This window comes from Clostridium puniceum (assembly GCF_002006345.1).
Classification (GTDB): Bacteria; Bacillota; Clostridia; order Clostridiales; family Clostridiaceae; genus Clostridium; species Clostridium puniceum.
In genome coordinates this window covers 40,364-64,233 of the sequence record NZ_LZZM01000022.1, presented here as the reverse complement: position 1 = coordinate 64,233, position 23,870 = coordinate 40,364, and the positions used below count along the sequence as shown (strand labels likewise).

Here is a 23,870-nt window from a genome sequence, read left to right as displayed (position 1 = left end):
AAATTAATATAAAATAATTATATAGTGTCGAAAAAGTTGGCGTGTTAATTGCTTTGTAAAATAATATAGGGAAGGTAGGGAAGAGGAAGTGACGAAAATCATATTAATTTCTCATGGAGAATTATCAGAAGCAATGGCTAAGTCAGCACAAATGATTACAGGAGAAAGATCTAATTTATTTTATTATGGGCTTTATCCGGGACAACATCCTTCTGAAATAATAAATAATATAAAAAATGAAGCAAAAAATAATGAAGGAAATGATTTTATTGTTATAGCAGATATATTTGGCGGTAGTGTATGTAATGCAGCAATGGAATTAGTTGAATTTAGTAATATAAAATTAATAAGTGGTATGAATCTTTCATTAGTAATAGAGGTATTATTAGAAATGGATACCTCTGATGAAGAATTAAATGAAAAGATTAATAATGCCAAGGATGGAATTAAATTATTTTCTAATACTGAAAATATAAAACAGATTCAAGATAAAAATGATTTTTTTTAATAAAAATAAATATGTCTGCATACAAAAGGTAAATAATATATTTGTAACAAATTTACTTAAGGAGGAATAACCAATGATTTCAATGATAAGAATTGATGATAGATTACTTCATGGACAAGTAGCATTTGTTTGGGCAAAATATTTAGGAGTAAATCGTATAATAGTTGCCAATAACAGTGTAGTTAAAAATGATATTCAAAAAATGTCTCTAAAAATGGCAGTACCAGATACTACAAAGTGTAGTATTTTATCTATAGATGAAGCTGTAAATGTATTAAATGATCCAAGGGCAAAGAATTTAAAAATTCTAATTGTAGTAAATAATCCAGAAGATGCAAGAAGATTAATAGAAAAAGTTGAAGATATTCCTTTTGTAAATATCTCTAATTATGGACTTTTATCAAGCGATTTATCAGCAAAGAAAAAAGTAACAGATACGATTTATTTAACAGAAGAGGATATAGAGGAATTTAATAAAATTTTTAAATATGGAAAGAGAGTAGAGTATCAGATTGTACCAACAGGTCAGATGAAATTATTAGAAATACTATTAGAGAAAAACTAGGAGGTAATGTAAATGGTTGTTGAAGGTTTATTAGTTGCATTAGTTATCTTTATAGTAAAATTTTTTGATTGGGTATTTTGTCTACAACTTAACCGACCAATGGTAACAGGTACTTTAGTGGGTATAGTTTTAGGTCATCCAGCAGAAGGAATAACCTTAGGTGCAGCTATAGAATTAGTTTTTCTAGGTGCAATTACAATTGGAGGCTCAGTTCCACAAGAAATTGCAATAGGGGGAGTTTTAGCAACAGCATATGCTATATTACTAAAGCAAAATGTTCAGGTTGCAATTGCATTAGCTGTTCCAATAAGCATATTAGGAGCATTTTTTTATAATATTTTGAAATTATTCTTTACTGCTTTAGTTGAGAAGCTGGATAGACACTTAGATAATAAAGATGAAAAAAATTTCAATAGATTGTTTTTATCTCAGTTATTAATTTTTCCCTCAGCTTTTGCAATAGTTGTGTTTATAGGCATCGTAGCCGGGACAAATACAATTGAAACTATAGTAAATGCAATTCCTCCTGTGGTTATGAATGGATTAACAACAGCAGCAGGAATTTTGCCAGCTTTGGGATTTGGACTGCTATTAAAAATGTTATGGCAAAAGAATATAGCATTATTTTTCTTTGCAGGATTTGCTATGGCAGCTTACTTGAATTTATCAAATATGGGAGTAGCAATTTTTGCAGCATGTATATCAGTTTATATATGCATATCTGATTATACTGATAAGAAAAAAATTGCAGTCAATGATAATTCAAAAATAAGTCAAACATCAGAAATGGAGGACTTTTTTAATGAGTAAGAGTGAGTTTAAATTATCTCGATATGAAAAAAAAATGATGAGAACATTGTTTTGGCGTCAAAATTTTTTAATGACAGGAATAAATTATATACGAATGCAAGGTATGGGCTATGCATGGACAATTAAACCATTATTAAAGAAAATTTATAAAAATGAAGAAGAATATTATGAAGCATTAAAGAGAAATTCTATGTTTTTCAATACAACTCCTCAAATGGTTACATTTATTATGGGACTTACCTTATCAATGGAAGAAGAAAATGCAAATAGCAATGGTGAATTTGATACAGATTCTATTAATGCAGTAAAAGTAGGTCTTATGGGGCCTTTTGCAGGACTTGGTGATTCATTTTTTTCAGGAACCTTGAGGATTATAGCTACTGGAATTGGATTAGGATTAGCTCAAGCTGGAAATATACTAGGTCCTATATTGTTTTTATTGGTTTATAATATACCAGGCTTCTTTATTCGTTATTATGGAGGAGTATTAGGATATAAATTAGGATCAAAGTATATAAGAGAAGCAACTGAATCAGGATTAATTCAATCAATAACGAAAGCAGCATCAATTATGGGGTTAATGATGATTGGATCTATGTCATATCAAATGGTTAAATTTTCAACTACTTTTGAGGCTACCATTGGAGGGACAGATTTTGAGCTTCAAAAAGTATTAGATTCTATAATGATAGGCGTACTTCCATTAAGCGCAGTATTAGTATGTTTTATACTTTTGAGTAAAAGGGTTAAACCTATGTATATACTATTCGGAATTATTATTTTAGGACTTGTTTTGACATTGTTAGGCGTGTGTGGATAGGGCATTTTAAGATAAGATGATAAAAGTTAGGTGTATTTTTAATTGTAATAATAACTTTTTGTTAAACTAGGAGGAATAAATAATGAAAATTTTTAAGAGAAATACTACAGAAGTAACAGATTTTTCTAGGGATAATATTGAGGATATTATTGTTAATGAAGATTTAAGCAATGATTTTAAAGAGTTGAAAGATATCAATACTATTGCAACTTTACTAATATCTTCTACAGAATTACAAAATAAGGAATTACAGAATACTGAAAGTATATTATCTGAGTTCAAGTCAAATATGGAAAACTTAGCAATTGATATTACCAATGTGCATATTAAAGTAATAGACACTGATAAACTGGCTGATAGTCGAATGTTATTAATGTTTTTGAACAACACGAGAGTTTATCTAGAGAAATAGCCTCAGGCATTTCAGAGCAGGAAGTGAATATGAAAGATATTAGGAAATCAATAGATATGTTGTAAATTTAATTGATAAAAAAGAAAAGTAAATTTATTAATAATAATAAATTTACTTAATAATGTTGATAAATGCATTTTTTATTATGGACTTTATTTTGTGATGCTCATGCTTACAAAATATAAAACTATCTGAATTTTAAGGAAAATTATCTTTTTAATATTTTGAGTTTAATTTAATATTAAGATAATTTTATTAAAACAACTAATTCATACTAAAAGTAGAATACTTCTTAGGAGAAACTCCAACAGCTTTTTTAAAAGACTTCAAAAAGTTGCTATAATCATTAAAACCACATTCAATATATACATCATTAATATTTGAACCATTTGAGAGAAGAGATTTTGCAATAGATATTCTTCTTGCAGTAATATATTTATTTATAGTTGTTCCAGTAGCCAATTTAAAAATTCTACAAATATAAGATTCACTTAGAAAGAAGTGTTCTGCTAAATGTTTAATGGTAATATTTTCAAGAACAGTGTCATTAATATAACCAATTATTTCTTGAATTTGATTATTATATTTATAATATGATAACAAAGTATCTTCATTATCAACAAATAATTTAGTGAAATAAGTCATAAGTTCTATAAAACTTGAATACTCAATTCTATCAGAACCAAAACCTTCTGCACTTATAATCTTATTTATAAAATATATGAATCTGTTTTGTTGTTCCTTATCTAATTGAATTTTATGGCTAAAAGTTTCGTCACGATGGCTGAAACAATAACTTAAATCTGTTTTGTCTGTAGAAATAGATCTTAAGAAGTCAGGATGAATAGAAATTACTATTCTTTCATGCACCATTTTGCTTATTTGAGAAACATAGTGGCTTTCAAATTGATTTATAACAAATAAGTCTCCAGGATTAATATCGTATAGTTTATTATCTATTAAAAATTGTTTTCCACCAGAAATAGAATAGTAAACTTCATAGCAATCATGAATGTGAATAGACATAGTTTCTTCTTCACTATGTAAATGTGCAATTGAGAAATATTTATTTTCTATACAATTATTAATAGATTGTTTGCAGGATGTAAATTCTTTCATTAAAATCACCTCACTAAATAATAGTCTATTTATTTTTATTATACTTAGTACTTCAAGATTTGCAATATTTTGATGAAAATATAACAAGAAACAGTTAAATTATCATAGTATAATTAAATTATTAAATAAGTAGTATTAATTTTCGAGGAGGAATAGTTAATGGATATAAAGAAATTTTCACTAGAAGGCAAAATAGCATTAATAACAGGAGCTGCATATGGTATTGGATTTGAACTTGCAAAATCTTATGCACAAGCTGGAGCAACAATAGTATTCAATGATATTAACCAAGAATTAGTCGATAAAGGTTTAAAAGCGTATGAAGAATTAGGAATAAAGGCTAATGGTTATGTATGTGACGTTACAGATGAAGAAGCTGTAAATGAATTAGTTGCAAAGATAGAAAAAGAAGTTGGCGTAATTGACATTTTAGTAAATAATGCAGGAATAATTAAAAGAATTCCAATGCTTGAAATGAAAGCAGCGGAATTCAGACAAGTTATAGACGTAGATTTAAACGCTCCATTTATAGTATCTAAGGCAGTAATACCTGGAATGATTAAAAAAGGACATGGAAAAATAATCAACATATGTTCTATGATGAGCGAATTAGGCAGAGAAACTGTTTCAGCTTATGCAGCTGCTAAAGGTGGACTTAAGATGTTAACTAAAAATATAGCATCTGAATATGGTGAATACAATATTCAATGTAACGGAATTGGACCTGGATATATAGCAACACCACAAACTGCACCACTTAGAGAAGCACAAGCAGATGGGTCAAAACATCCTTTTGATCAATTTATTGTAGCCAAAACTCCAGCTGCACGTTGGGGAACACCAGAAGATTTAGCAGGACCAGCTGTATTTTTAGCATCTGATGCATCAGATTTTGTAAATGGTCATATTTTATATGTAGATGGTGGAATCTTAGCTTACATTGGAAAACAACCTAAATAATGGTAGAAAATAACATGATAATTAGGAGGAAAAGTAAATGAAAATTGCTTTAATAAATGAAAACAGTCAAGCTGCAAAAAACCCAATGATATATGAATCATTAAAAAAAGTAGTAGAACCAAAAGGTCATGAAGTATTTAACTATGGAATGTATGGCGTAGAAGGTGAAGCACAATTAACGTATGTTCAAAATGGTATATTAGCTGCTATCCTTTTAAATTCAGGAGCAGCAGATTATGTAATAACTGGATGTGGAACTGGAGAAGGTGCAATGCTTGCAGCTAACTCATTCCCGGGAGTATTATGCGGTCATATAGTAGATCCTTCAGATGCTTATATGTTTGCACAAATTAATGATGGAAATGCAATTGCATTACCTTTTGCAAAAGGCTTTGGATGGGGAGCTGAATTAAATCTAGAATACATTTTTGAAAAGTTATTCCAAGGTGAAAGTGGACAAGGATATCCAAAAGACAGAGTTATTCCAGAACAAAGAAACAAGAAAATACTAGATGAAGTTAAAAAAGTAACTCATAAAGATATGGTAACAATTTTAAAAGAAATAGACCAAGAGTTATTAAAGGGAGCTGTAAGCGGAGAAAAATTCAAAGAATATTTCTTTAATAATTGTAAGTGCAAAGAAATAGAAGCTTACATTAAAAGTATAGTAGAATAATGAAATTATAGTTAGTATATAATTTTATTAACTATATACGATGATAGTATTCCTTAATTATATATATTAATTTCGAAATTAACCATAATTGAAAAATTTAATTATAGCCTTATCAAGTATAAATTTTAAGTTCTATCTCTATATACTTGATAAGGCTAAAAATAAAGTGAAACTTGATTCAGATGAGTAAACTCCATCTGAATTTTAGTTGAACTTATCCAGGAGCGTGCAGCCGTCATCTCCCATTTAAAGAAGTGGAGGATTACGGATGCTAGCTATCGGATAAAGAAAAAATGGAAAGTGGTGTTTTATTCATGGACGTAATTACTATAGGAGATGCAATGATTGCAATGTGTCCAGTAAAAAAAGGACCAATTATTTTTTCAGATACTTTTGAAAGAAAAATTGGTGGAGCAGAATTAAATGTTGCAATAGGTTGTTCAAGATTAGGGTTGAAAGCTGGATGGATAAGTAGACTTGGTAATGATGATTTTGGAAAGTATATTTTAAAAACAGTTAGAGGAGAAGGTATTGATACTTCAGAAGTTAAATTTGTAGATGGATACCCAACTTCAGTATATTTCAGAGAAGTTTTAGCTGATGGATCTAGTAGATCATTTTATTATAGAGAAAAATCTCCAACAAGTACAATGAAGTGTAAAGATTTAAATGAAGATTATTTTAAAGAGGCAAAAATACTTCATATTACAGGAGTATTTCCATCAATAACTAAAAACAATCAAGATATTATACTAGAAGCAGTAAAATTAGCGAAAAAACATAATTTAACCGTATCTTTTGATCCAAATATAAGATTAAAAATGTGGACTAAAGAAGAAGCAAAATCATATATAGAAAAAATATTACCAGATGTTAATGTTATTTTAATCGGTGATGAAGAAATAGAAATTTTACTGGGAGAAACAACTATAGAAGCTGCAATAGAAACCTTCCATGGCTATGGAATAGAAAAAGTTGTTGTTAAAAAAGGCGCTAAAGGAGCTTTAGGTTCAGATGGTAAAAATGTTTATGAAGTAGAGGCTATAAAACCAAAAGCTTTAGTAGATACAGTAGGTGCTGGAGATGGATTTGCTGCAGGCTTTTTAACTGAATTGGTTAAAGGTAAAAGTTTAGAAGAATGCGTTAGATTTGCAAATGCAGTTGGTTCATTAGTAGTTGGTGTTGAAGGTGATAATGAAGGATTACCTTATTATGATGATGTTTTGGTACATTTAGGACAAGCTAAAAAAGTAGAGCGTTAAAATTGCACATATATATAAAAAGCATGAAGTGAAAGTAAAATATTTTCACATATAAAAAGTGAGAAGCGTTATAAGAAACTTATTAAGCACAACTAAAAACTTTTGAACATTCAAAATCCAAATTATTTATTCATTTGTGATAAAATAGGAGGCTGGATGAAAATTAAGTTATTAAAAAAATATATATAATAAATGAGGTTTAAAAATGTTTAAAAAAGTTTATGATATTTTAAAAAAAGAAAAAGCAGTAGCTGTTATTAGAACTAAAACCTATGAAGACGCAAGAGAAATCAGTATAGCAGCTATTGAAGGTGGAATGAATATTATAGAAGTAACTATGAGTGTTCCAAATGCACCAAAGTTAATAAAGGAATTAAAGAATGAATATAAAGATGCGTGTGTTGGAGCTGGAACTGTTTTAACCAGAGATGCTGTAGATGAATGTATTGAAAATAATGCTGACTTTATTGTTTCACCATGCATTGATGAAGAAATAATAAGTTATGCAAATCAAAGAAAAGCATTAATAATTCCAGGACTTATGACAATGTCAGAATTAAATAAAGTATATAAGATGGGGGTAAGGTTTATAAAAGTATTCCCAGGAAACGTTGTTGGAAAAGGATTTATAGGAGCTGCAAAATCTATATTCCCAGATATTAATATAATGCCTACAGGTGGAGTAAATAAAGATAATATAGGTGAATGGATACAAAATGGAGCTGATTGCAGCGGTATCGGCAGCGATTTAAATAAAGTGTATAAAAGTAATGGAACTGTAGGTGTAAAAGAATATTGCAGTGAAGTTATTAAAAATGTACACTTCTAAAAAAAGCGCGAAGCGCAATTAAGAACTTAAACACATATAAAAGAGTGCAAAACATAATATAGAACTTATTAACCACAACCAAGAATTTTAAAAATATAAAATATATAAGTTCTAATTATTTGCTATATTAAAAACTAAAGGAAATTAATGAATAAGTTAAAGTAGATATTTTAAATAATAATTCTTATTAAAATATACTTGATTTAAGAAATTAATAAATTTAGTTTTTTGTTATTTTAATGAATGGTAACTATGCACATTAAAAATATATATAAATATGGACGTAAATAAATATGTAGCTATGAACATTTAAATTTAAAGTATATAATATGGGAGTGTTAATAATATGAATAAATATAAAAAAATGAAATATCAATTAATAGCTAAAGAAATGGTAGAAGTATTAAGTGAAAAGGGTTATGTAAGTTATTATGCTGAAGATAAGGAAGAAGCCAAAAAGAAAATTTTAAGTTTAATACCAGAGGGAGCGAGCATATCTGTAGGTGGATCAGAAACTCTTGGAGCTATGAACATGACAGAAGAATTTAGAAGTGAAAAGTATAAATTTTTTGATAGATTTCAGCCTAAACCATATGAAGAGATTTATGAAATTTATAGGCAATCATTGCTCTCTGATTACTTTATCTCAAGTACTAATGCGATAACTAGGAAAGGACAGCTAGTTAATACAGATGCATCAGGAAATAGAGTTGCATCCATGATTATTGGTCCTAAAAAAGTAATTATAGTAGCAGGAGCTAATAAGATAGTTGATGATTTAGATGAAGCTTTTAAAAGAATAAAAAAAATTGCACCAATGAATGCCACAAGAGTTAGACATGAAACTCCGTGTGTTAAAACTGGAAGGTGTATGGAATGTGAAATAGAAGCTTCAGTATGCAATTACACAGGAATAATAGAAAATGGACGTAAAGAACCAGGAAGAATAACTATTATTATGGTTGCTGAGGAGTTAGGATTTTAAAAATATTATTTTATTATATATTATAATTTTGATTGTTAAACAAAATTAAAACACCTTAACTAATTTAATGAGAATTACTTTTTGCAATATAAATTCCAATAAATAAATTACATATATTTAGTTACTTTAAAGCAGTTTAATATAGCAAATTAATTAATACTTATATATTTACTATATGTAATTGATAATGCTTTATAAAAAAATACAGGAAATCATAAGAAAGTGTATGTTATTAAAAGAATTAAAGGTTTTATGAAAATGTTTACTTTAACATTAACAAAAAGTGAAGGAAATAAAAAGAAAGTCTATTTATATTAAATTGGTATTTGAATAGAATTAAATTGTAATGTAGCTTTTATTGAATATTATTATAAGAAGTAAAGGAAATTTTATTATAGTGATAAGATGAAGTTGAGCGTTATTATTTTTCTAAAAATTTAGGAGGGAGAAATATTTAACCATGAAAGAATATTTTCATAAAGAAATAAGACGGAACACTGTTAGAGCACCATTAATGGATCAAATTGAAGCTTATGTAAAGGTTATAATAAAGGGAAATATACCACAAGTGTCTTATAGTACTTATGTAGATTTTTATAAAAGTGGAAGCAGAAAAGAGTTTGAAGAGTCATATTTTGAAAGAAGAAAGCAATTAACTGCTTTAGGATTGTATTTACAATGGAATAATTCAAAAGATGCTATAGATTATTTTCAAGAACTTTTATGGACAATATCTAATGAATTCAGCTGGTGCTTGGCTGCACATTTACAATATGGAGAAGACACTTTTGGAGATAATCCAGCGAAGGTAATAGATCTATTTTCAGCAGAAACAGCACAAACTCTAAGTGAAATTATAATTATTCATAAAAATAAAATAGATTTATTATTATGCAATCATATTAAGAAACAAATTAAGGATAGAGTTATAAATCCTTTTATAAATAAAAATTGGGAATGGGAAAGCGCTACTCATAATTGGAGTGCAGTTTGTGGTGGATGTATTGGAATAACTGCTTTGCTTATGGAAAAGGAAGAAAAGCAAAAATTAATATTAAATAAGGTTGAAAGAGCCTTAGAATGCTATATTAGTGGTTTTGGTGATGATGGAGTAACTTTGGAGGGTATAGGCTACTGGTCTTATGGCTTTGGATATTATATATACTATAAAGCATTGAAAAATGAAATATATTTACAAGATAATAAAGAAGAAAGTAGTAAAACTGAAGCTATAGCAAATTTTCCACAGAGTATTCAAATTTCAGAAAAAGTATTTTTACCTTTTTCTGATGTGCCACCTAATATTACTTTACCATCTGGATTACTATCATATTTGCAGAATAAATTCAAGATAAAAGTGCCATTAATAGAAAAAATTAGTCCTTTTGACTTTGATCATTGTTATAGATGGGGCCATGTAAGCAGAAATTTATGGTGGACAAGTGGAGAAATATTAAATAAGGAATTAGAAAACTGTTCTATTTATTTTCAAGATGCTAAATGGATGGTTCATAGAAAAGATAAGTTGTTTTTTGCTATAAAGGGAGGCAGCAACCATGAACCTCATAATCATAATGATGTTGGAAGCTTTGTTGCAGCTATAGATGGAGAAATAATCTTAACGGATTTAGGGGCAGGAGCATATACAAAAGGATACTTTGGAAGTGAAAGATATACTTATAATCACACAAGATCATATTGGCATTCAGTACCATTTATAAATAATTGTGAGCAAGAAGAAGGCGCTATAGAAAGCACCATTGTAAAACAGGATATTAATAGTAATTATATAGAATTTAATTTAGAATTGTCTCAAGTCTACCCAGCTGCAAAAATAAAGAACTTTTATAGAAAAGCAAGATTTGAAAATAATAAAACAATGTTGACTATAGAAGATTCAATTTTTGGTAAAGCTACAACTAAAGTAAATGAAGGTTTTATAAGCTATATAAAACCAGAGCTTATTAAAAATGGAGAGATTATTTGGAAAGGAACAAAAGGAAATATAATAATCAAATATGACTGCAACATATTTGATTATTATATAGAAAAAGAAAAAGTAACTGATCATTATAATCAAGTTGTAATCATATATAGACTTGGATTAATAACAAATAAGGAAAATAAAGAATTGATTACGGAATTTAAATTTTATTATGAAATAAGATAGAAAGTTAATTATTTGAAGGTAGTTAATAATTGATTATTTAGGAGGTATTAAAATGTATAATAGCTGGAAAGAAGAAGCATGGGCATTTATAGAAGAAAAAACTAAATTAAATAATGAGAGAATAGGAAGTAACTTTCCTCATTCAGCACCAAATAAAAAATATCAATTAGAAAATGAACAGTGGTGGACAGCGGGATTTTGGCCAGGAATATTGTGGAGAGTTTATCTAGAAAATAAAGATGAAAAATTAAGAAAAAATGCAGAATCTTGCGAAGAAAAAATGAATCATTTGCTTAGTGATACTGAAGCAATAGACCATGATTTAGGGTTTATGTGGACATTATCAAGTTTAGCTAATTATAAAATAACCCAAAGTAAGCAGGCGAGAAAAAGAGCTTTACTTGCAGCTAATTTACTAATGGCAAGGTTTAATTCAAAGGGAAATTATATTCGTGCATGGAATGCTTGGAGTGGACGTAAAGATAATAGTGGAGTTGTAATTATTGATTGTTTAATGAATTTACCTATATTATATTGGGCATCAGAAGAAATTGGAGACGCTAGATTTAAGCAAGTTGCAGAAAAACATGTAGAAATGGTATTAAATCATTTTATAAGACCAGATGGTTCAGTACAACATATGGTAATATTTGATTCGTCTACAGGAGAAGTGATAGAAAAATGCGGTGGACAAGGGTTTGCTGAAAATAGCGCATGGGCAAGAGGTTGTGCATGGGCCGTTTATGGACTTACTCTTTCTTATAAATATACTAAAAATGAAGAAATATTAGATGCAGCTAAAAAAACAGCTCATTATTTTATAGCTAATGTTAAAGGTGAAAAGTATCCAGTATGGGATTTTAGAGTACCAGAGGATACAGAAGCTAAAAAATATAAATATCCAGATTCTTCAGCAGGTGCAATAGCTGCATGTGGATTATTACTTTTATCAGAATGTGTGAAAGATGTAGAAAAAGCTTTATATTTAAATGCAGGAGAAGGCATATTGAAAAATTTATATTTTGAATGTGGAACAATGAATAATATAGAGGAAGAAGGTTTAATTAAACATGGTACAGGACATTTTCCAGAGCAAAAGAATTTAGATGTACCACTAATATATGGAGATTATTTCTTTGTAGAAGGTATTTCAATATTAAAGGGTGAAAAGCTATTATTTTGGTAAGTGAGATAAGTGAGAGTCCAAATCTATGATTTGGGTCCTCGAACTTAGTTAAATTGCACATGCAATTTAACTTTATTCTTGCATTTCGTTCTTCGAACTTTCTCCTTGGAGCTTTTATATTTGGTTCATGGAACTTACTCAGCGAACAAAGTGAGTCGAGTTTCATTTTTTCATAGCTAAAAGTGATATAAAGATATTAATTACAATGAATATAGTTACATAAGGTGAAAAAGATTTTTGAAAAATAATGACAATTTTCAGTAGTCTAATTTAGAAATTGGGTATAAATGTGTTATAAAATAATTAATAAGGTTGTGAAAATGTATGACAAAGTATGAGTTTTTTAATCAAAAGAATAAGAAATTTTTTATTGATGATATAAAGAAGATTGCAGAATATGTAAAAGCAAATTGCTTAGAAGAAGCTGAAAAAATTATAAAAGTTGCCGATGATATTGTGAATCAAAAATTTTTATTTGAACTACGTTGGGATATGGAAAGAACTCATATTCCTGAAATATTTGAAGAAGAAATAAATTGGATGTATATACCAGCAGATGATCCAGAATGGATTTATCAATTTAATAGACACCGTTTTTGGATATGCCTTGGACAAGCTTATGCTTTAACTAGTGACGAGAAATATGCTGAAGCCTTTGTAGCTCAAATGACTCACTGGGTAAAAAATGTTAGGTTAGAAGATCCTAAAAATCAACTTGCTTGGCGTACTATTGAAGCAGGTTTACGTCTTGAATATTGGTTAAAAGCTTTTTGCTACTTTGAGGAAAGCCATGCACTTACAGATGAAGTTTGCGAAATCTTTGAAAAATCTATAATTGAACATGCTGAATATTTAATGGATATTTATGATACCTTTAGACTTGTAAGTAATTGGGGAGTTCTTCAAAACCATGGATTATTTATAGCTGGTGTTATGCTACCGGAAACAGCACGTACTATAGAATATTGCAATGAAGCGCTTAAGCGTTTGGAAGAAGAAATAACAATACAAGTTTATGGTGATGGAGTTCATTGGGAGCAGTCTCCTATGTATCACAATGAAGTTACTCATTGTTATTTAGATGTAAAGATTTTATCAGATAGAAATAATATAATTTTACCTAAAATAATCGATGAAAATCTTTATAAAATGTGTTATGCAAGTATGTATCACAAAAAACCAAATCATTTTGAACTTCTAATGGGAGACAGTGATGATATAGATGTAAGAGATATAATTTCAAAAGGTGCGTATTTATATAAAGATCCAGTTCTTAAATTTGGAGGATATGAAGCTTTTGATTTTGACTGTATATGGGATTTAGGCTTTAAGGCTAGTGAAGAATATTCTAATCTTGAAGCTGTGGAGCCACATAAAACTGCTATTGAATTAAAAGAAAGTGGTAATTATTATCTTCATTCAGATTGGAGTGAAAAACAAAACTTTTTCCATTTCCATTGTGGAACGCTGGGAGCAGGACATGGACACTCTGATAAGCTTCATATTGATTTATTTTCTAATGGGGAGGATATATTAGTTGATGCAGGAAGGTATACCTATGTAGATAAACCGGAGAGATACGAATTTAAAGATCCATCAGCACATAATACAATAACAGTTGATGATAAAGATTTTATTGTCTGCAAGGATTCTTGGGAATGTAGTAAGCTTGCAAGAGGTATAAATCAAAAAATGATATCAAGTGAAGAATATGATTATTTAGAGGGGGGAAATTTAGGTTATTATGATATAGACATGGGAAGTGTCTATATAAATCGTCGTATTTTATATATTAAACCAGATATTTATATAATAGTTGATGAATTCTATGGAAATTCAGCTCACAAATATAATCAATATTTCCACTTTAATAATGAAGGCAAGGTTGATGAAGAAAAAGATGGAAAAGTAACGTATACAAGTGATAAAAATAAAGTAGAACTTTGCTTCATATCAGATGGTTTAACAAAAGAAATTGTTGCTTCAAAATATTCAAAACATTACAATGAATTTGAGGAAAATAAAGCAATAAAAACTGAGCTTTCAGCAAATGGTTTTGCAGCAGTAATAACAGTCATATCAACAAATGAATTAGATAAAACAGAAAGCATTAATATAGAAAAAGTACCAGTATATTCTAATTTTAAAAATATAATTTTTGAAGATAAATTAATTGAAGCTATTAAAATTACAAAGGGAGAAAGAAGTTATACGGCAGTATTTGCTCATCAAGATTATGCATCTCCAACAGATAGTTTTAAAGCCAATAACTGCATAGGTTTTGGACAAGTGGTTGTATTTAACAATGGAAAAGGTGAGAAGAGAATAGGAAAAGTCCTTGTATGGTAATTTAATATTTAATATAATAAATGTTAGCATTGCTGCAGATTAAAAATTTTTTAGCAGCAATGCTAAGAAATTTTAGTGAAAGTAAAGGTATACAATGGGTGATATGAAGAGATTTTTTCCAAAGACAATAAAAACTCGTATGACTATAATCATAATGACATCAACAATTATGACAACCATATTAATATCTTATTTTTGTTTTTCTACCTTTCAATATTTATTACGAAAAAATCTAATCCAATCAACAGGTTCTAATCTTCAATTAGTTATGAAAAATATTGAAAATAATATAGATAATATTGAAAATTTAGCTAAGTGGTGTAGCACTAATACTCAAATTTCTTCTTATGTTTCAAATGCACCCAATCATATTTCCAGTACTGAAACACTAAATACATATTATAGACTTCAAGAAGAACTGCTTAATTCAAGAGCTAGTAATTTTGTTGGACGATTAATAATAAGCAATCCTAAAAATGCTTTATTGCAAAACTTAGATGGTTCCAGTGAAGGGTTTCTTACAGATGGGAAAACAAGCAGACAGTTACCTTATTTTGAGGAATTAATACAAGCTAAAGATTTTAAATGGATTGGTTTAAAAAAAGATCCATTTCAATCTAAAGGTAATTCACTTATAATACCAATTATTCGACCTGTATATAGTTCCTTTGATTCCTCTGTGGATGGATGGGTATATATTTCAGTGAATACAAGTATTATAACAAATTATTTGGAAAATTATATTCAAGAAGCAGATTCAGAGCTATACATTATAATTAATGATATTATTTATTTATATAAAAACAAAGAATTAAAAGAAATATCATCAAAATTCTCAATAATAAAAAGTGATACGGCTGAATATAATAACGATATTACATATTATACAATAAAAGATGAAAAAGGATTAACTAGAACAATTGTCTGTTACGCTTCTAATTTAAAAGGCTGGTATATTGCGCAAAGCCTATCTAGTGAGCAGCTTATATTTCAAAAAGAGGCATATTTTCCTTTATTTTTATTTATTATAGGATTACTGCTTTCACTTGGTTTTATATTAACATATACCTTTAATAGAATGATTAATAAACCTATTAGGAAAATTAATAAAAAAATTTTTGAGATTTCAGCTGGTGATTTTTCAAAAAATCCTTCAATAGAAAGTTCAGATGAAATTGGAGCTATAGGCAAAGGAATTAATATTTTATCACAAGATGTTTTAGATCTTATAGAATCAAGAGTTGCAGATGAAAAGCAAAAAAAGGAATTAGAGTTTAAAATGCTTCAAAGTCAAATAAATCCACATTTCCTCTACAACACTTTAAATTCAATTAAGTGGATGGCAACAATACAAAATGCATCTGGAATACCAGAAATGACAACGTCTCTTGCCAGATTATTAAGGAATATTGCTAAAGGAACTAGTCAATTAATTACAATAAAAGAGGAACTAGATTTACTAAAGGATTATATAACAATTCAACAATATAGGTATGGAGGAATTATTACTGTAAATTATAATATTAGGTCAGAAGATTTATATGATTGCCATATTATTAAATTTACACTACAGCCAATAGTTGAAAATGCAATCTTTCATGGAATTGAACCTAAGGCAATTGAAGGAATTATTGATATTAATATTAGCAGCACTCAGAAAAATATAATTAATATTGAAATTATAGATAATGGTGTTGGAATTAATGAAGATAAAATTAAAGAATTGCTTACTTCAAAGGAAACTACTAGTAAAACTTCTTTTAATAATATTGGCGTTAGTAATGTAAATGAAAGAATTAAATTAACCTTTGGAAATGAATATGGATTAAATATTAAGAGCGAAATTAATGAATATACAAATATGATAATTACAATTCCTTATCAATAGGAGTTAGGAGAGCAAAGGAACTACTTTACAAAAAGGAGATAATGTTTATGTATAAATTATTAATTGTTGACGATGAACCGTTAGTTCAAATTGGTGTAAAGTCTATGTTAAATTGGGTAGATTATGAAATTGAAGTCATTGGCTCTGCAGCTAATGGTAAACAAGCTCTTGATGTAATAGAAAGTAACATGCCTGACATTGTAATAACTGATATTAAAATGCCAATTATGGATGGATTAGAATTAACTAAGTACTGCATGGATAATTTTGAAAAACCTCCTATCTTTATAATTTTAACAAGTTATGAAGAATTTGAACTTGCTAAAAGAGCCATAAAGTATAATGTAATAGATTATTTAATTAAATTAGAATTAGATGCAAATCTTTTAAAAGAATCTATAGAAAAAGTATTAATTAAAGTTAAAAAGAACTATGAGCAAAAGGAAAATTTGCAGAATGTACCTAAAGGCGATTCTATGGCGCATATTTTTGAAGAAAAGTTTTTTGTAAAATTATTATATAATTTATTTGAAAACGAAGAACAGATAAATATGCAACTAAATGATTTAAAATTAGATTTGGCAGGAGATAGATTTTTAGCTTGTTTTTGTGAAATAAGCGGTAATAATGAAGATACCTTATCTAATGAACAAATTTTAAATCAATATATCTGTACATTAAATATGGTAAGAGAAATTGCAGTAAAGTATTTAAAATGTTTTATTATTTCTCTTGATTATAAGCACTTTGTAATTATTTGTTGCTTTGAAAAGGATCAAATAGAAAATATTAATAAAGTAGTATCTACATCACTTGAAAAAGTTTCTTTGATGATATGCAAGTATTTTAATGTACAAATAAAAATAGGAATAGGAAATTCTTATGATAAATTAAAATCTATAGATGCTTCCTTTGAGGAAGCAAGGCATTGCTTTAATTCAAGTGATAATGAAGAAAGGATATCCTTTTATTGTGATTTAAAGAAAACTAGTTATGTAGAAGAGACTTTTGATATATCATTTTTTAAGGAAGATCTAGTGAAAGCCTTTGAGGAATATGATACAGAAGAAATTTATAGAATATTTTCACAAATTATAAAGGTGTTTAATGAACAGCCTACTAAGTATTTACAAGCTATTGATTGTGCCTGTAACATTTTATATCTTTGCTTAAATTTATTACCATATGGGGAAAATTGTATTAGTGAAATATTTTCTAATGAAATAGATGGATATAAAAGTATATATGCAAAAAAGAATGTTGAACAAATAAATTGCTGGGTTGCATTACTTAGGGATAAGTTATGTGAATATTTAGAAGAACGCAAAAAGGATTATAAGCATAACATAATAAATCATGTTAAAAAATATATTAATGAGCATTTGGAAGATAAATTATCATTAAATGAAATTGCATCCTTATATAGTATTAGTCCAAGTTACTTAAGTGCATTATTTAAAAAATATTGTGATATAGGTTTTTCAGAGTACATTACACATATGAAAATTAATAAAGCAAAGGAGTTATTGTTAAAAGAAAATTATAAAGTATATGAGGTTTCAGATATGCTTGGTTTTGAAAGTGCCTTTTATTTTAGTAAAGTATTTAAAAAAGTTACAGGATATTCACCTAAGGAGTATACACAAAAACAAGCTTGATTTATTTATTATTTAAATAGCTGCAAATTCTATTATGTAGTAATAGAGCTGCAGCTTTTATATTTAAAGAAAACCTGTGTTTTTTAACTTTAATAATCTATTGAAAAATGTAAATTTAGACTACAAAGTCTAAGAAACAAATTTTATTGTAAAATAGTTATTAAAATAATAAAAAAGTATATGTTTTTTCATAAAGAAAATACACTATGAAAAGGTTATCAAAAAAGTGAATGAAATAGAAAAAAAGTCTATTTTTATACAGGTGAGTGTTAGATATAATAAGTTTGTAAACAAATACATGACTTATTTAAAAGCAAGGGGAAATGAAAAATGAAAATGAAAAAATTGATTAGTATGGTTTTAGCCTTTACATTAACTGCAACAGTTTTAATTGGATGTGGAAATAGTTCTTCAGATAATAAGGCTCAAGGAGGAACTGATTCTTCTGGAAAAGTCACTTTAAAAATGGCAGTATGGGATAAAGATAAAACAGCATATTTAAAACCTGTAATTGATGAATATAAAGCTAAAAATTCTAATGTTGATATTGAATTATTGGATATTTCATCAGCAGAATATCAAGATAAACTTTCAGTTATGCTATCAGGAGGATCAGATGATATCGATATTATTACAGTAAAAGATACTCCAGGGTATTCATCTATGGTAAATAAAAATCAATTAGAGCCACTTGATTCTTATATTTCAAAAGACAGCGTAAAGTTAGATTCATATTCTGGAACAGCAGAACAGTTGAAGGTTAAGGATAAATTATACGCACTACCATTTAGAAGTGATTTTTGGCTTTTATATTACAACAAGGATGTTTTTGATAAAGCAAAGATAGCATATCCTACCAATGATATGACTTGGGCTCAATATGAAGAACTTGCTAAAAAAATTGCATCAGGAGATGGAACAAATAGAATTTATGGTACTCACGATCATACTTGGAGATCAACAGTTCAATTACCAGCTGTATTAGATGGTAAAAATCAAATAATTCAAAAAGATTATTCATTCCTAAAACCATATTATGAAATGGCTTTAAGGATGCAAAAGGATAAGATAATGATGGACTATGCATCTTTAAAAACAGGAAGCATACATTATTCAGGAGTATTTGAAAATAATCAAACTGCAATGTTACCGATGGGTTCATGGTTTATGGGACAACTTATGGCCGATAAAGAAAAAGGTACAGCTAATATGAATTGGGGAGTTGTAAAATACCCTCATGCAGATGATGTTAAACCGGGAACTACAATAGGTACTATTACATCCCTTGCAATTAATTCAAAATCTTCAAAGAAGGATAAAGCTTGGGATTTTGTTAAATTTTTCACTGGAGAACAAGGGGCTGCTATAATAGCTAAAGCTGGAACTATACCTGCAATTAAAAGTGATGATGTTATAAAAACAATTACATCACAAAAAGGATTTCCAACAGATGAAGAGAGTAAAAAAGCTTTAGAAACTGTAAAGACTTATCTTGAAATGCCTGTAAATGCAAAGAGTGCAGCAATTGAAGTTATATTAAATGAAGAACATGACCTTATTATGACAGGAAGTATTAATGTTGATGACGGATTAAAAGAAATGGGCAAACGTGTTTCAGAAGAATTAGAAAAATAGAATATACTATACAAATATAAAATAGAGGGGTCAAAAATCATGGCCCCTTAATTAAAAACAAAGATGATATTATACTTTTAAAAATTAACTGAGATTTTTCTTATTAAAGGAACTTAATTTTAAACAAAAGACATATTACACAAAAAAGGGGGGATATGCTTAGCTTAAGCTAAGCTAATTGTTATGGAAATAAAAGCTGATATAGATATAAAAGAAAAAAAAACATTTACTAAAATGTCAAAAAAAGAATTGAAAAAAAATCTGATTGCATATTCCTTTATACTTCCTAATTTCCTGGGATTTGCAATTTTTACATTAATACCTATGATTTTTGCACTTGCATTAGCTTTCCTTAATTGGGACGGTTCAAATGCTATCACCTTTGCTGGATTAGATAATTTTAAGCATTTATTTAAAGATTCAACCTTTCAAATTTCAATAGTAAATACAATATATTATTCTATTGGAACTGTGCCACTTACACTAGTAGCATCCCTTGGAATTGCGATATTACTAAATAAAAAGATTTTTGCAAGAAATTTCTTTAGAACAGTTTTCTTTTTCCCGTACGTAGCATCATTAGTAGCTGTAGCTGTAGTATGGAATATGATTTTTAATCCAACAATGGGTATTGTAAATAGTTTTTTAACATCAATAGGGGTTGTGAATCCTCCAGGATGGACATCTTCTACAACATGGGCAATGCCAGTAATTATATTCGTAAGTGTTTGGAAAAACATGGGGTATTATATGGTTATATATTTAGCTGCTCTTCAAGGGATTCCAACAGATTTATATGAAGCAGCAAGTTTAGATGGAGCAAGTGCATGGCAAAAATTTAAAAATGTTACTTTACCTATGTTAACACCAACAACCTTCTTTGTTAGTATTATGCTTACAATTTCTTGTTTTAAAGTATTTGATCTGGTTTATATGATGACTCAAGGCGGACCAGGACGTTCTACAATGGTTTTAGTAACACACATCTATAACACTGCTTTTAAAGAATTTGCCTATGGATATTCTAGTGCAATTTCTATGGTATTATTTGCAATTGTATTAATAATTACTATATTCCAATTTAGAGCAGAGAAAAAATGGGTTAGTTATATGTAATAAAATTATAGAAGAACAGGAGGCCAGCTTATAATGAATAAAAAGAAAAAAGAATTGATCTCAAAAATTTTAGTATATATAATGCTCATAGCACTTACTATACTAATGTTAGTACCTTTTGTATGGATGTTATCTGCGTCATTACAATTAAATAAAGATGTTTTTAAATACCCTTTTGAATGGATACCAAGTAAGCCAGTTTGGCAGAACTATGTGGACATATGGACTAAGATTCCATTGGCAACTTTCATTTTTAATACTACAAAATTAACCGTTATTATTACCTTTTTACAATTGTTTACTAGTAGTTTTGCGGCATATGCATTTTCAAAATTAGACTTTAAATTTAAGGATGTTTTATTCTTATCTTATATTGCAACTATAGCTATACCTTGGCAAGTATATATGGTACCACAATTTATAATGATGAGAGGATTACACTTAAATGATACCCATTTATCATTAATTTTACTGCAAGCTTTTTCAGCTTTTGGTGTATTCTTAATAAGGCAATTTTATATGTCAATACCAAATTCATTAATTGAAGCAGCTAGAATTGACGGGTATAGTGAATATAAAATTTATAGAAGCATAATGTTACCACTTGCAAAACCAGCATTATCTACATTAACAATATTTACATTTGTAGGTGTATGGAACGATTTTATGGGGCCATTAATTTATATTAATTCTGAAAAATTGAAAACTATACAAATTGGACTTAGAATGTTTATTTCTCAATATTCAGCAGAATATTCATTAATAATGGCAGCTTCATTATTAGCATTGATTCCAGTACTTATCATATTTTTATCATTACAAAGATTCTTTGTAGAAGGTGTTGCAGCAACAGGAATAAAAGGTTAGTGGTAAAGCTACATAAGTTTTACCCTATCCTAAACAAAGACAAAAAGGGAGGCTTACTTTAATATGAATAGATTATTTAATGTAGATAATTTATTATTCCGCTTTATGGGGAGAATTTCAGATTTAATGATTTTAAACTTTCTTTGGATAATTTGCAGTCTTCCAATTATAACTATTGGAGCTTCAACGACTGCTTTATATGAAGTAACCTTAAAACTTGTTAATGAAGAAGAAGGTTATTTATTTAAGGGATTCTTTAAAGCCTTTAAAGAAAATTTAAAAAAAGCAACAATTATTTGGATTATTATTTTATTTGTGTTTTTTATAATTGGAGTAAATCTAACCTTTTGGATAAAATATAAATCTATTGCAGGCTATATTCCAATGAGTATTATTTTATTTATTTTGTTTCTATTTTTACCCACTGAAATTTATATTTTTCCTATTTTGTCAAATTTTAAGAAAACAATTAAAGAATCAATTAAATATGCTTTTATAATTTCTATTAAATATTTACCTTATAGTTTAATGATTATATTAATTAGCTTAATATTTATATTTGTAACTGTAGTGTTCCCTTTTACAATTTTATTTATGATCTTTGTTGGATTTGCTTTTTTTGCATATATTAATTCATATTTATTTAAAATAATATTTAAGAAATGTACCCCTTATTTAGAAGAAGTATGAATAAGTAAATGAAAATTAGAATTTTATTAATAGATTTCTTAAAAATAAAATAAATTTCATAAAAATACATGAAAATTACTTGGATATTGTGGCTAGAAAAGGAGCGATAAAATGAAATTAAGAAAATGTTTTAAAATGAAAATTTACGATGGTTTTGAAGATGAATATAAAAAGAGACATGAAAATCTATGGGAAGAAATGAAAAATATGATTCATGAGTATGGAGGAAGCAATTATTCAATCTATTTAGATAAAGAAACTAAATATTTATATGGATTTATAGAATTGGAAGATGAAACTTTATGGAATAAAAGCTCAGAAACTGAAATTTGTAAAAGATGGTGGAAGTATATGGCCGATATAATGGAAACTAATGAAGATAATAGTCCAGTTTCAATTGATTTGGATCCTATGTTTTATTTGAAATAAGAAAATTTAAAACTAATTAAAAAGTGGAAACTAAATTTAAAATTCTAATCTTTTGGTTTCAATTTTTTATGGAATAGCTGAGGAATTTAAATGTCTAATTATTAACAATGAAGACCATAATAGCTCAGTATATGAAAGAATTTATAATATTTTTTTTAAAAATAAGAAAATTAATACGTTTACAGAAAGAGGGAAAAAACGTTAATAGATGCTATATTTGTATAAAAAATATAATAGAAAAGTTCCTAATTTAACCAGTAGTTGCTTGAATTAGGAACTTCTTTATTATATGGAAAGTTATAGAATTTTTTGAAAAGTGAAAACCTTATCAAATAACATTGTTAAAAAAATAGCTATCCTTTAAAACCAAAGATTAGAAGTTTATAATAGAAGAGAAGTACTAAATACGACCTTAACTTGTAATATCTTACAGTAACTATTCTATACAAGTGGAATAAGTTTAAGAATGGTTTTAAGGAGATTGATAAAAATGAAAACAGAACAAGGTATAGTGATTGAGGCAAGTGATAATGTCGCTAAAATCAAAGTAGGCAGACATAATGACTGCAGTAACTGTGGTGCTTGTCCAGGTAATGACAGTGTTATTATAAGCGCAAATAATAAAATTGGAGCAATAGTAGGACAGCGTGTAGTTTTTGATGTTAAGGAGGTGAATGTTTTAAGAGGTGCTTTTGTTGTTTTTATTCTACCATTAATTGCTATATTTGTTGGTGTGTTGGTAGGGGGTGAGATAGGCAGATATATTGGAGCTGACACACATATTTTTCAAATAGCAGGTGGAATAATTACTTTCTTATTATCTATAATATTTGTAAAATTATTCGATAAAGCAGCTACTGCAAGTGAAAAATCAAAGCCGGAAATTATTCGTATTTTATAGTAATTACAGTTTATTTTAGAGTAATTGCTAGTATT

22 protein-coding genes are annotated in these 23,870 nt (G+C 28.0%); 21 read left to right on the top strand and 1 reads right to left on the bottom strand.

What is annotated here, in order from left to right:
• Positions 1–88 precede the first annotated feature (88 nt).
• The 5 genes from CLPUN_RS02005 to CLPUN_RS01985 all read left to right on the top strand — a co-directional run bounded on the left by CLPUN_RS02005 (position 89) and on the right by CLPUN_RS01985 (position 3,115).
• Positions 89–508: a PTS sugar transporter subunit IIA gene (locus CLPUN_RS02005; protein ID WP_077845704.1), complete on the top strand. Its 420-nt coding sequence runs from the start codon at positions 89–91 to the stop codon at positions 506–508.
• A 73-nt stretch (positions 509–581) separates the two neighbouring features.
• Positions 582–1,073, top strand: a complete 492-nt coding sequence (locus tag CLPUN_RS02000) for a PTS sugar transporter subunit IIB (RefSeq protein WP_077845703.1) — start codon at positions 582–584, stop codon at positions 1,071–1,073.
• A gap of 12 nt (positions 1,074–1,085) precedes the next feature.
• Entirely contained in the window at positions 1,086–1,883 is a 798-nt protein-coding gene (locus CLPUN_RS01995; protein ID WP_077845702.1) for a PTS mannose/fructose/sorbose/N-acetylgalactosamine transporter subunit IIC, read from the top strand.
• The gene (locus tag CLPUN_RS01990; RefSeq protein WP_077845701.1) at positions 1,876–2,703 is read left to right on the top strand and encodes a PTS system mannose/fructose/sorbose family transporter subunit IID; all 828 of its coding nucleotides are present in this window, start codon (positions 1,876–1,878) and stop codon (positions 2,701–2,703) included. Before CLPUN_RS01995 ends, CLPUN_RS01990 begins: the two co-directional genes overlap by 8 nt.
• Before the next feature lie 82 nt (positions 2,704–2,785).
• Positions 2,786–3,115, top strand: a complete 330-nt coding sequence (locus CLPUN_RS01985; RefSeq protein WP_077845700.1) for a hypothetical protein — start codon at positions 2,786–2,788, stop codon at positions 3,113–3,115.
• A gap of 264 nt (positions 3,116–3,379) precedes the next feature.
• Here the strand turns inward: CLPUN_RS01985 and CLPUN_RS01980 are convergent, their stop codons facing one another.
• Complete coding sequence (locus CLPUN_RS01980) at positions 3,380–4,234, bottom strand: AraC family transcriptional regulator (protein ID WP_077845699.1); 855 nt, start codon at positions 4,232–4,234, stop codon at positions 3,380–3,382.
• A 159-nt stretch (positions 4,235–4,393) separates the two neighbouring features.
• Here CLPUN_RS01980 and CLPUN_RS01975 point away from each other — a divergent pair, with 159 nt between their 5' ends.
• The 16 genes from CLPUN_RS01975 (at position 4,394) to CLPUN_RS01900 (ending at position 23,835) form a co-directional block, all read left to right on the top strand.
• Positions 4,394–5,194, top strand: coding sequence for a gluconate 5-dehydrogenase (locus tag CLPUN_RS01975; RefSeq protein ID WP_077845698.1), 801 nt, complete (start codon positions 4,394–4,396; stop codon positions 5,192–5,194).
• Between the two features lie 37 nt (positions 5,195–5,231).
• Entirely contained in the window at positions 5,232–5,870 is a 639-nt protein-coding gene (locus tag CLPUN_RS01970; protein WP_077845697.1) for an RpiB/LacA/LacB family sugar-phosphate isomerase, read from the top strand.
• A gap of 314 nt (positions 5,871–6,184) precedes the next feature.
• Positions 6,185–7,132, top strand: coding sequence for a PfkB family carbohydrate kinase (locus tag CLPUN_RS01965; protein ID WP_077845743.1), 948 nt, complete (start codon positions 6,185–6,187; stop codon positions 7,130–7,132).
• 205 nt (positions 7,133–7,337) lie between these two features.
• Positions 7,338–7,961, top strand: coding sequence for a bifunctional 4-hydroxy-2-oxoglutarate aldolase/2-dehydro-3-deoxy-phosphogluconate aldolase (locus CLPUN_RS01960; protein WP_077845696.1), 624 nt, complete (start codon positions 7,338–7,340; stop codon positions 7,959–7,961).
• A gap of 346 nt (positions 7,962–8,307) precedes the next feature.
• On the top strand, positions 8,308–8,946 hold the full coding sequence (locus CLPUN_RS01955; protein ID WP_077845695.1) for a lactate utilization protein: 639 nt from the start codon (positions 8,308–8,310) through the stop codon (positions 8,944–8,946).
• 460 nt (positions 8,947–9,406) lie between these two features.
• Positions 9,407–11,116 carry a heparinase II/III domain-containing protein gene (locus CLPUN_RS01950; RefSeq protein ID WP_077845694.1) on the top strand — a complete coding sequence of 570 codons (1,710 nt, stop codon included), beginning with the start codon at positions 9,407–9,409 and terminating at the stop codon, positions 11,114–11,116.
• 52 nt (positions 11,117–11,168) lie between these two features.
• On the top strand, positions 11,169–12,302 hold the full coding sequence (locus CLPUN_RS01945; protein WP_077845693.1) for a glycoside hydrolase family 88 protein: 1,134 nt from the start codon (positions 11,169–11,171) through the stop codon (positions 12,300–12,302).
• A 324-nt stretch (positions 12,303–12,626) separates the two neighbouring features.
• On the top strand, positions 12,627–14,651 hold the full coding sequence (locus tag CLPUN_RS01940) for an alginate lyase family protein (protein ID WP_077845692.1): 2,025 nt from the start codon (positions 12,627–12,629) through the stop codon (positions 14,649–14,651).
• Between the two features lie 103 nt (positions 14,652–14,754).
• A complete protein-coding gene (locus CLPUN_RS01935; RefSeq protein WP_158078673.1) occupies positions 14,755–16,539 on the top strand; it encodes a sensor histidine kinase in 1,785 nt (594 codons plus the stop codon).
• A gap of 47 nt (positions 16,540–16,586) precedes the next feature.
• Entirely contained in the window at positions 16,587–18,197 is a 1,611-nt protein-coding gene (locus tag CLPUN_RS01930; protein WP_077845690.1) for an AraC family transcriptional regulator, read from the top strand.
• A 330-nt stretch (positions 18,198–18,527) separates the two neighbouring features.
• Positions 18,528–19,832, top strand: coding sequence for an ABC transporter substrate-binding protein (locus tag CLPUN_RS01925; protein ID WP_077845689.1), 1,305 nt, complete (start codon positions 18,528–18,530; stop codon positions 19,830–19,832).
• Between the two features lie 183 nt (positions 19,833–20,015).
• Entirely contained in the window at positions 20,016–20,948 is a 933-nt protein-coding gene (locus tag CLPUN_RS01920; RefSeq protein ID WP_077845688.1) for a carbohydrate ABC transporter permease, read from the top strand.
• A gap of 33 nt (positions 20,949–20,981) precedes the next feature.
• Positions 20,982–21,815 (top strand): carbohydrate ABC transporter permease, encoded by an 834-nt coding sequence (locus CLPUN_RS01915; RefSeq protein WP_077845687.1) that lies wholly within the window; start codon positions 20,982–20,984, stop codon positions 21,813–21,815.
• 63 nt (positions 21,816–21,878) lie between these two features.
• Positions 21,879–22,505 carry a YesL family protein gene (locus tag CLPUN_RS01910; RefSeq protein ID WP_077845686.1) on the top strand — a complete coding sequence of 209 codons (627 nt, stop codon included), beginning with the start codon at positions 21,879–21,881 and terminating at the stop codon, positions 22,503–22,505.
• Between the two features lie 111 nt (positions 22,506–22,616).
• On the top strand, positions 22,617–22,934 hold the full coding sequence (rhaM, locus tag CLPUN_RS01905; RefSeq protein ID WP_077845685.1) for an L-rhamnose mutarotase: 318 nt from the start codon (positions 22,617–22,619) through the stop codon (positions 22,932–22,934).
• 490 nt (positions 22,935–23,424) lie between these two features.
• Positions 23,425–23,835: a SoxR reducing system RseC family protein gene (locus CLPUN_RS01900; RefSeq protein WP_077845684.1), complete on the top strand. Its 411-nt coding sequence runs from the start codon at positions 23,425–23,427 to the stop codon at positions 23,833–23,835.
• Positions 23,836–23,870 lie beyond the last annotated feature (35 nt).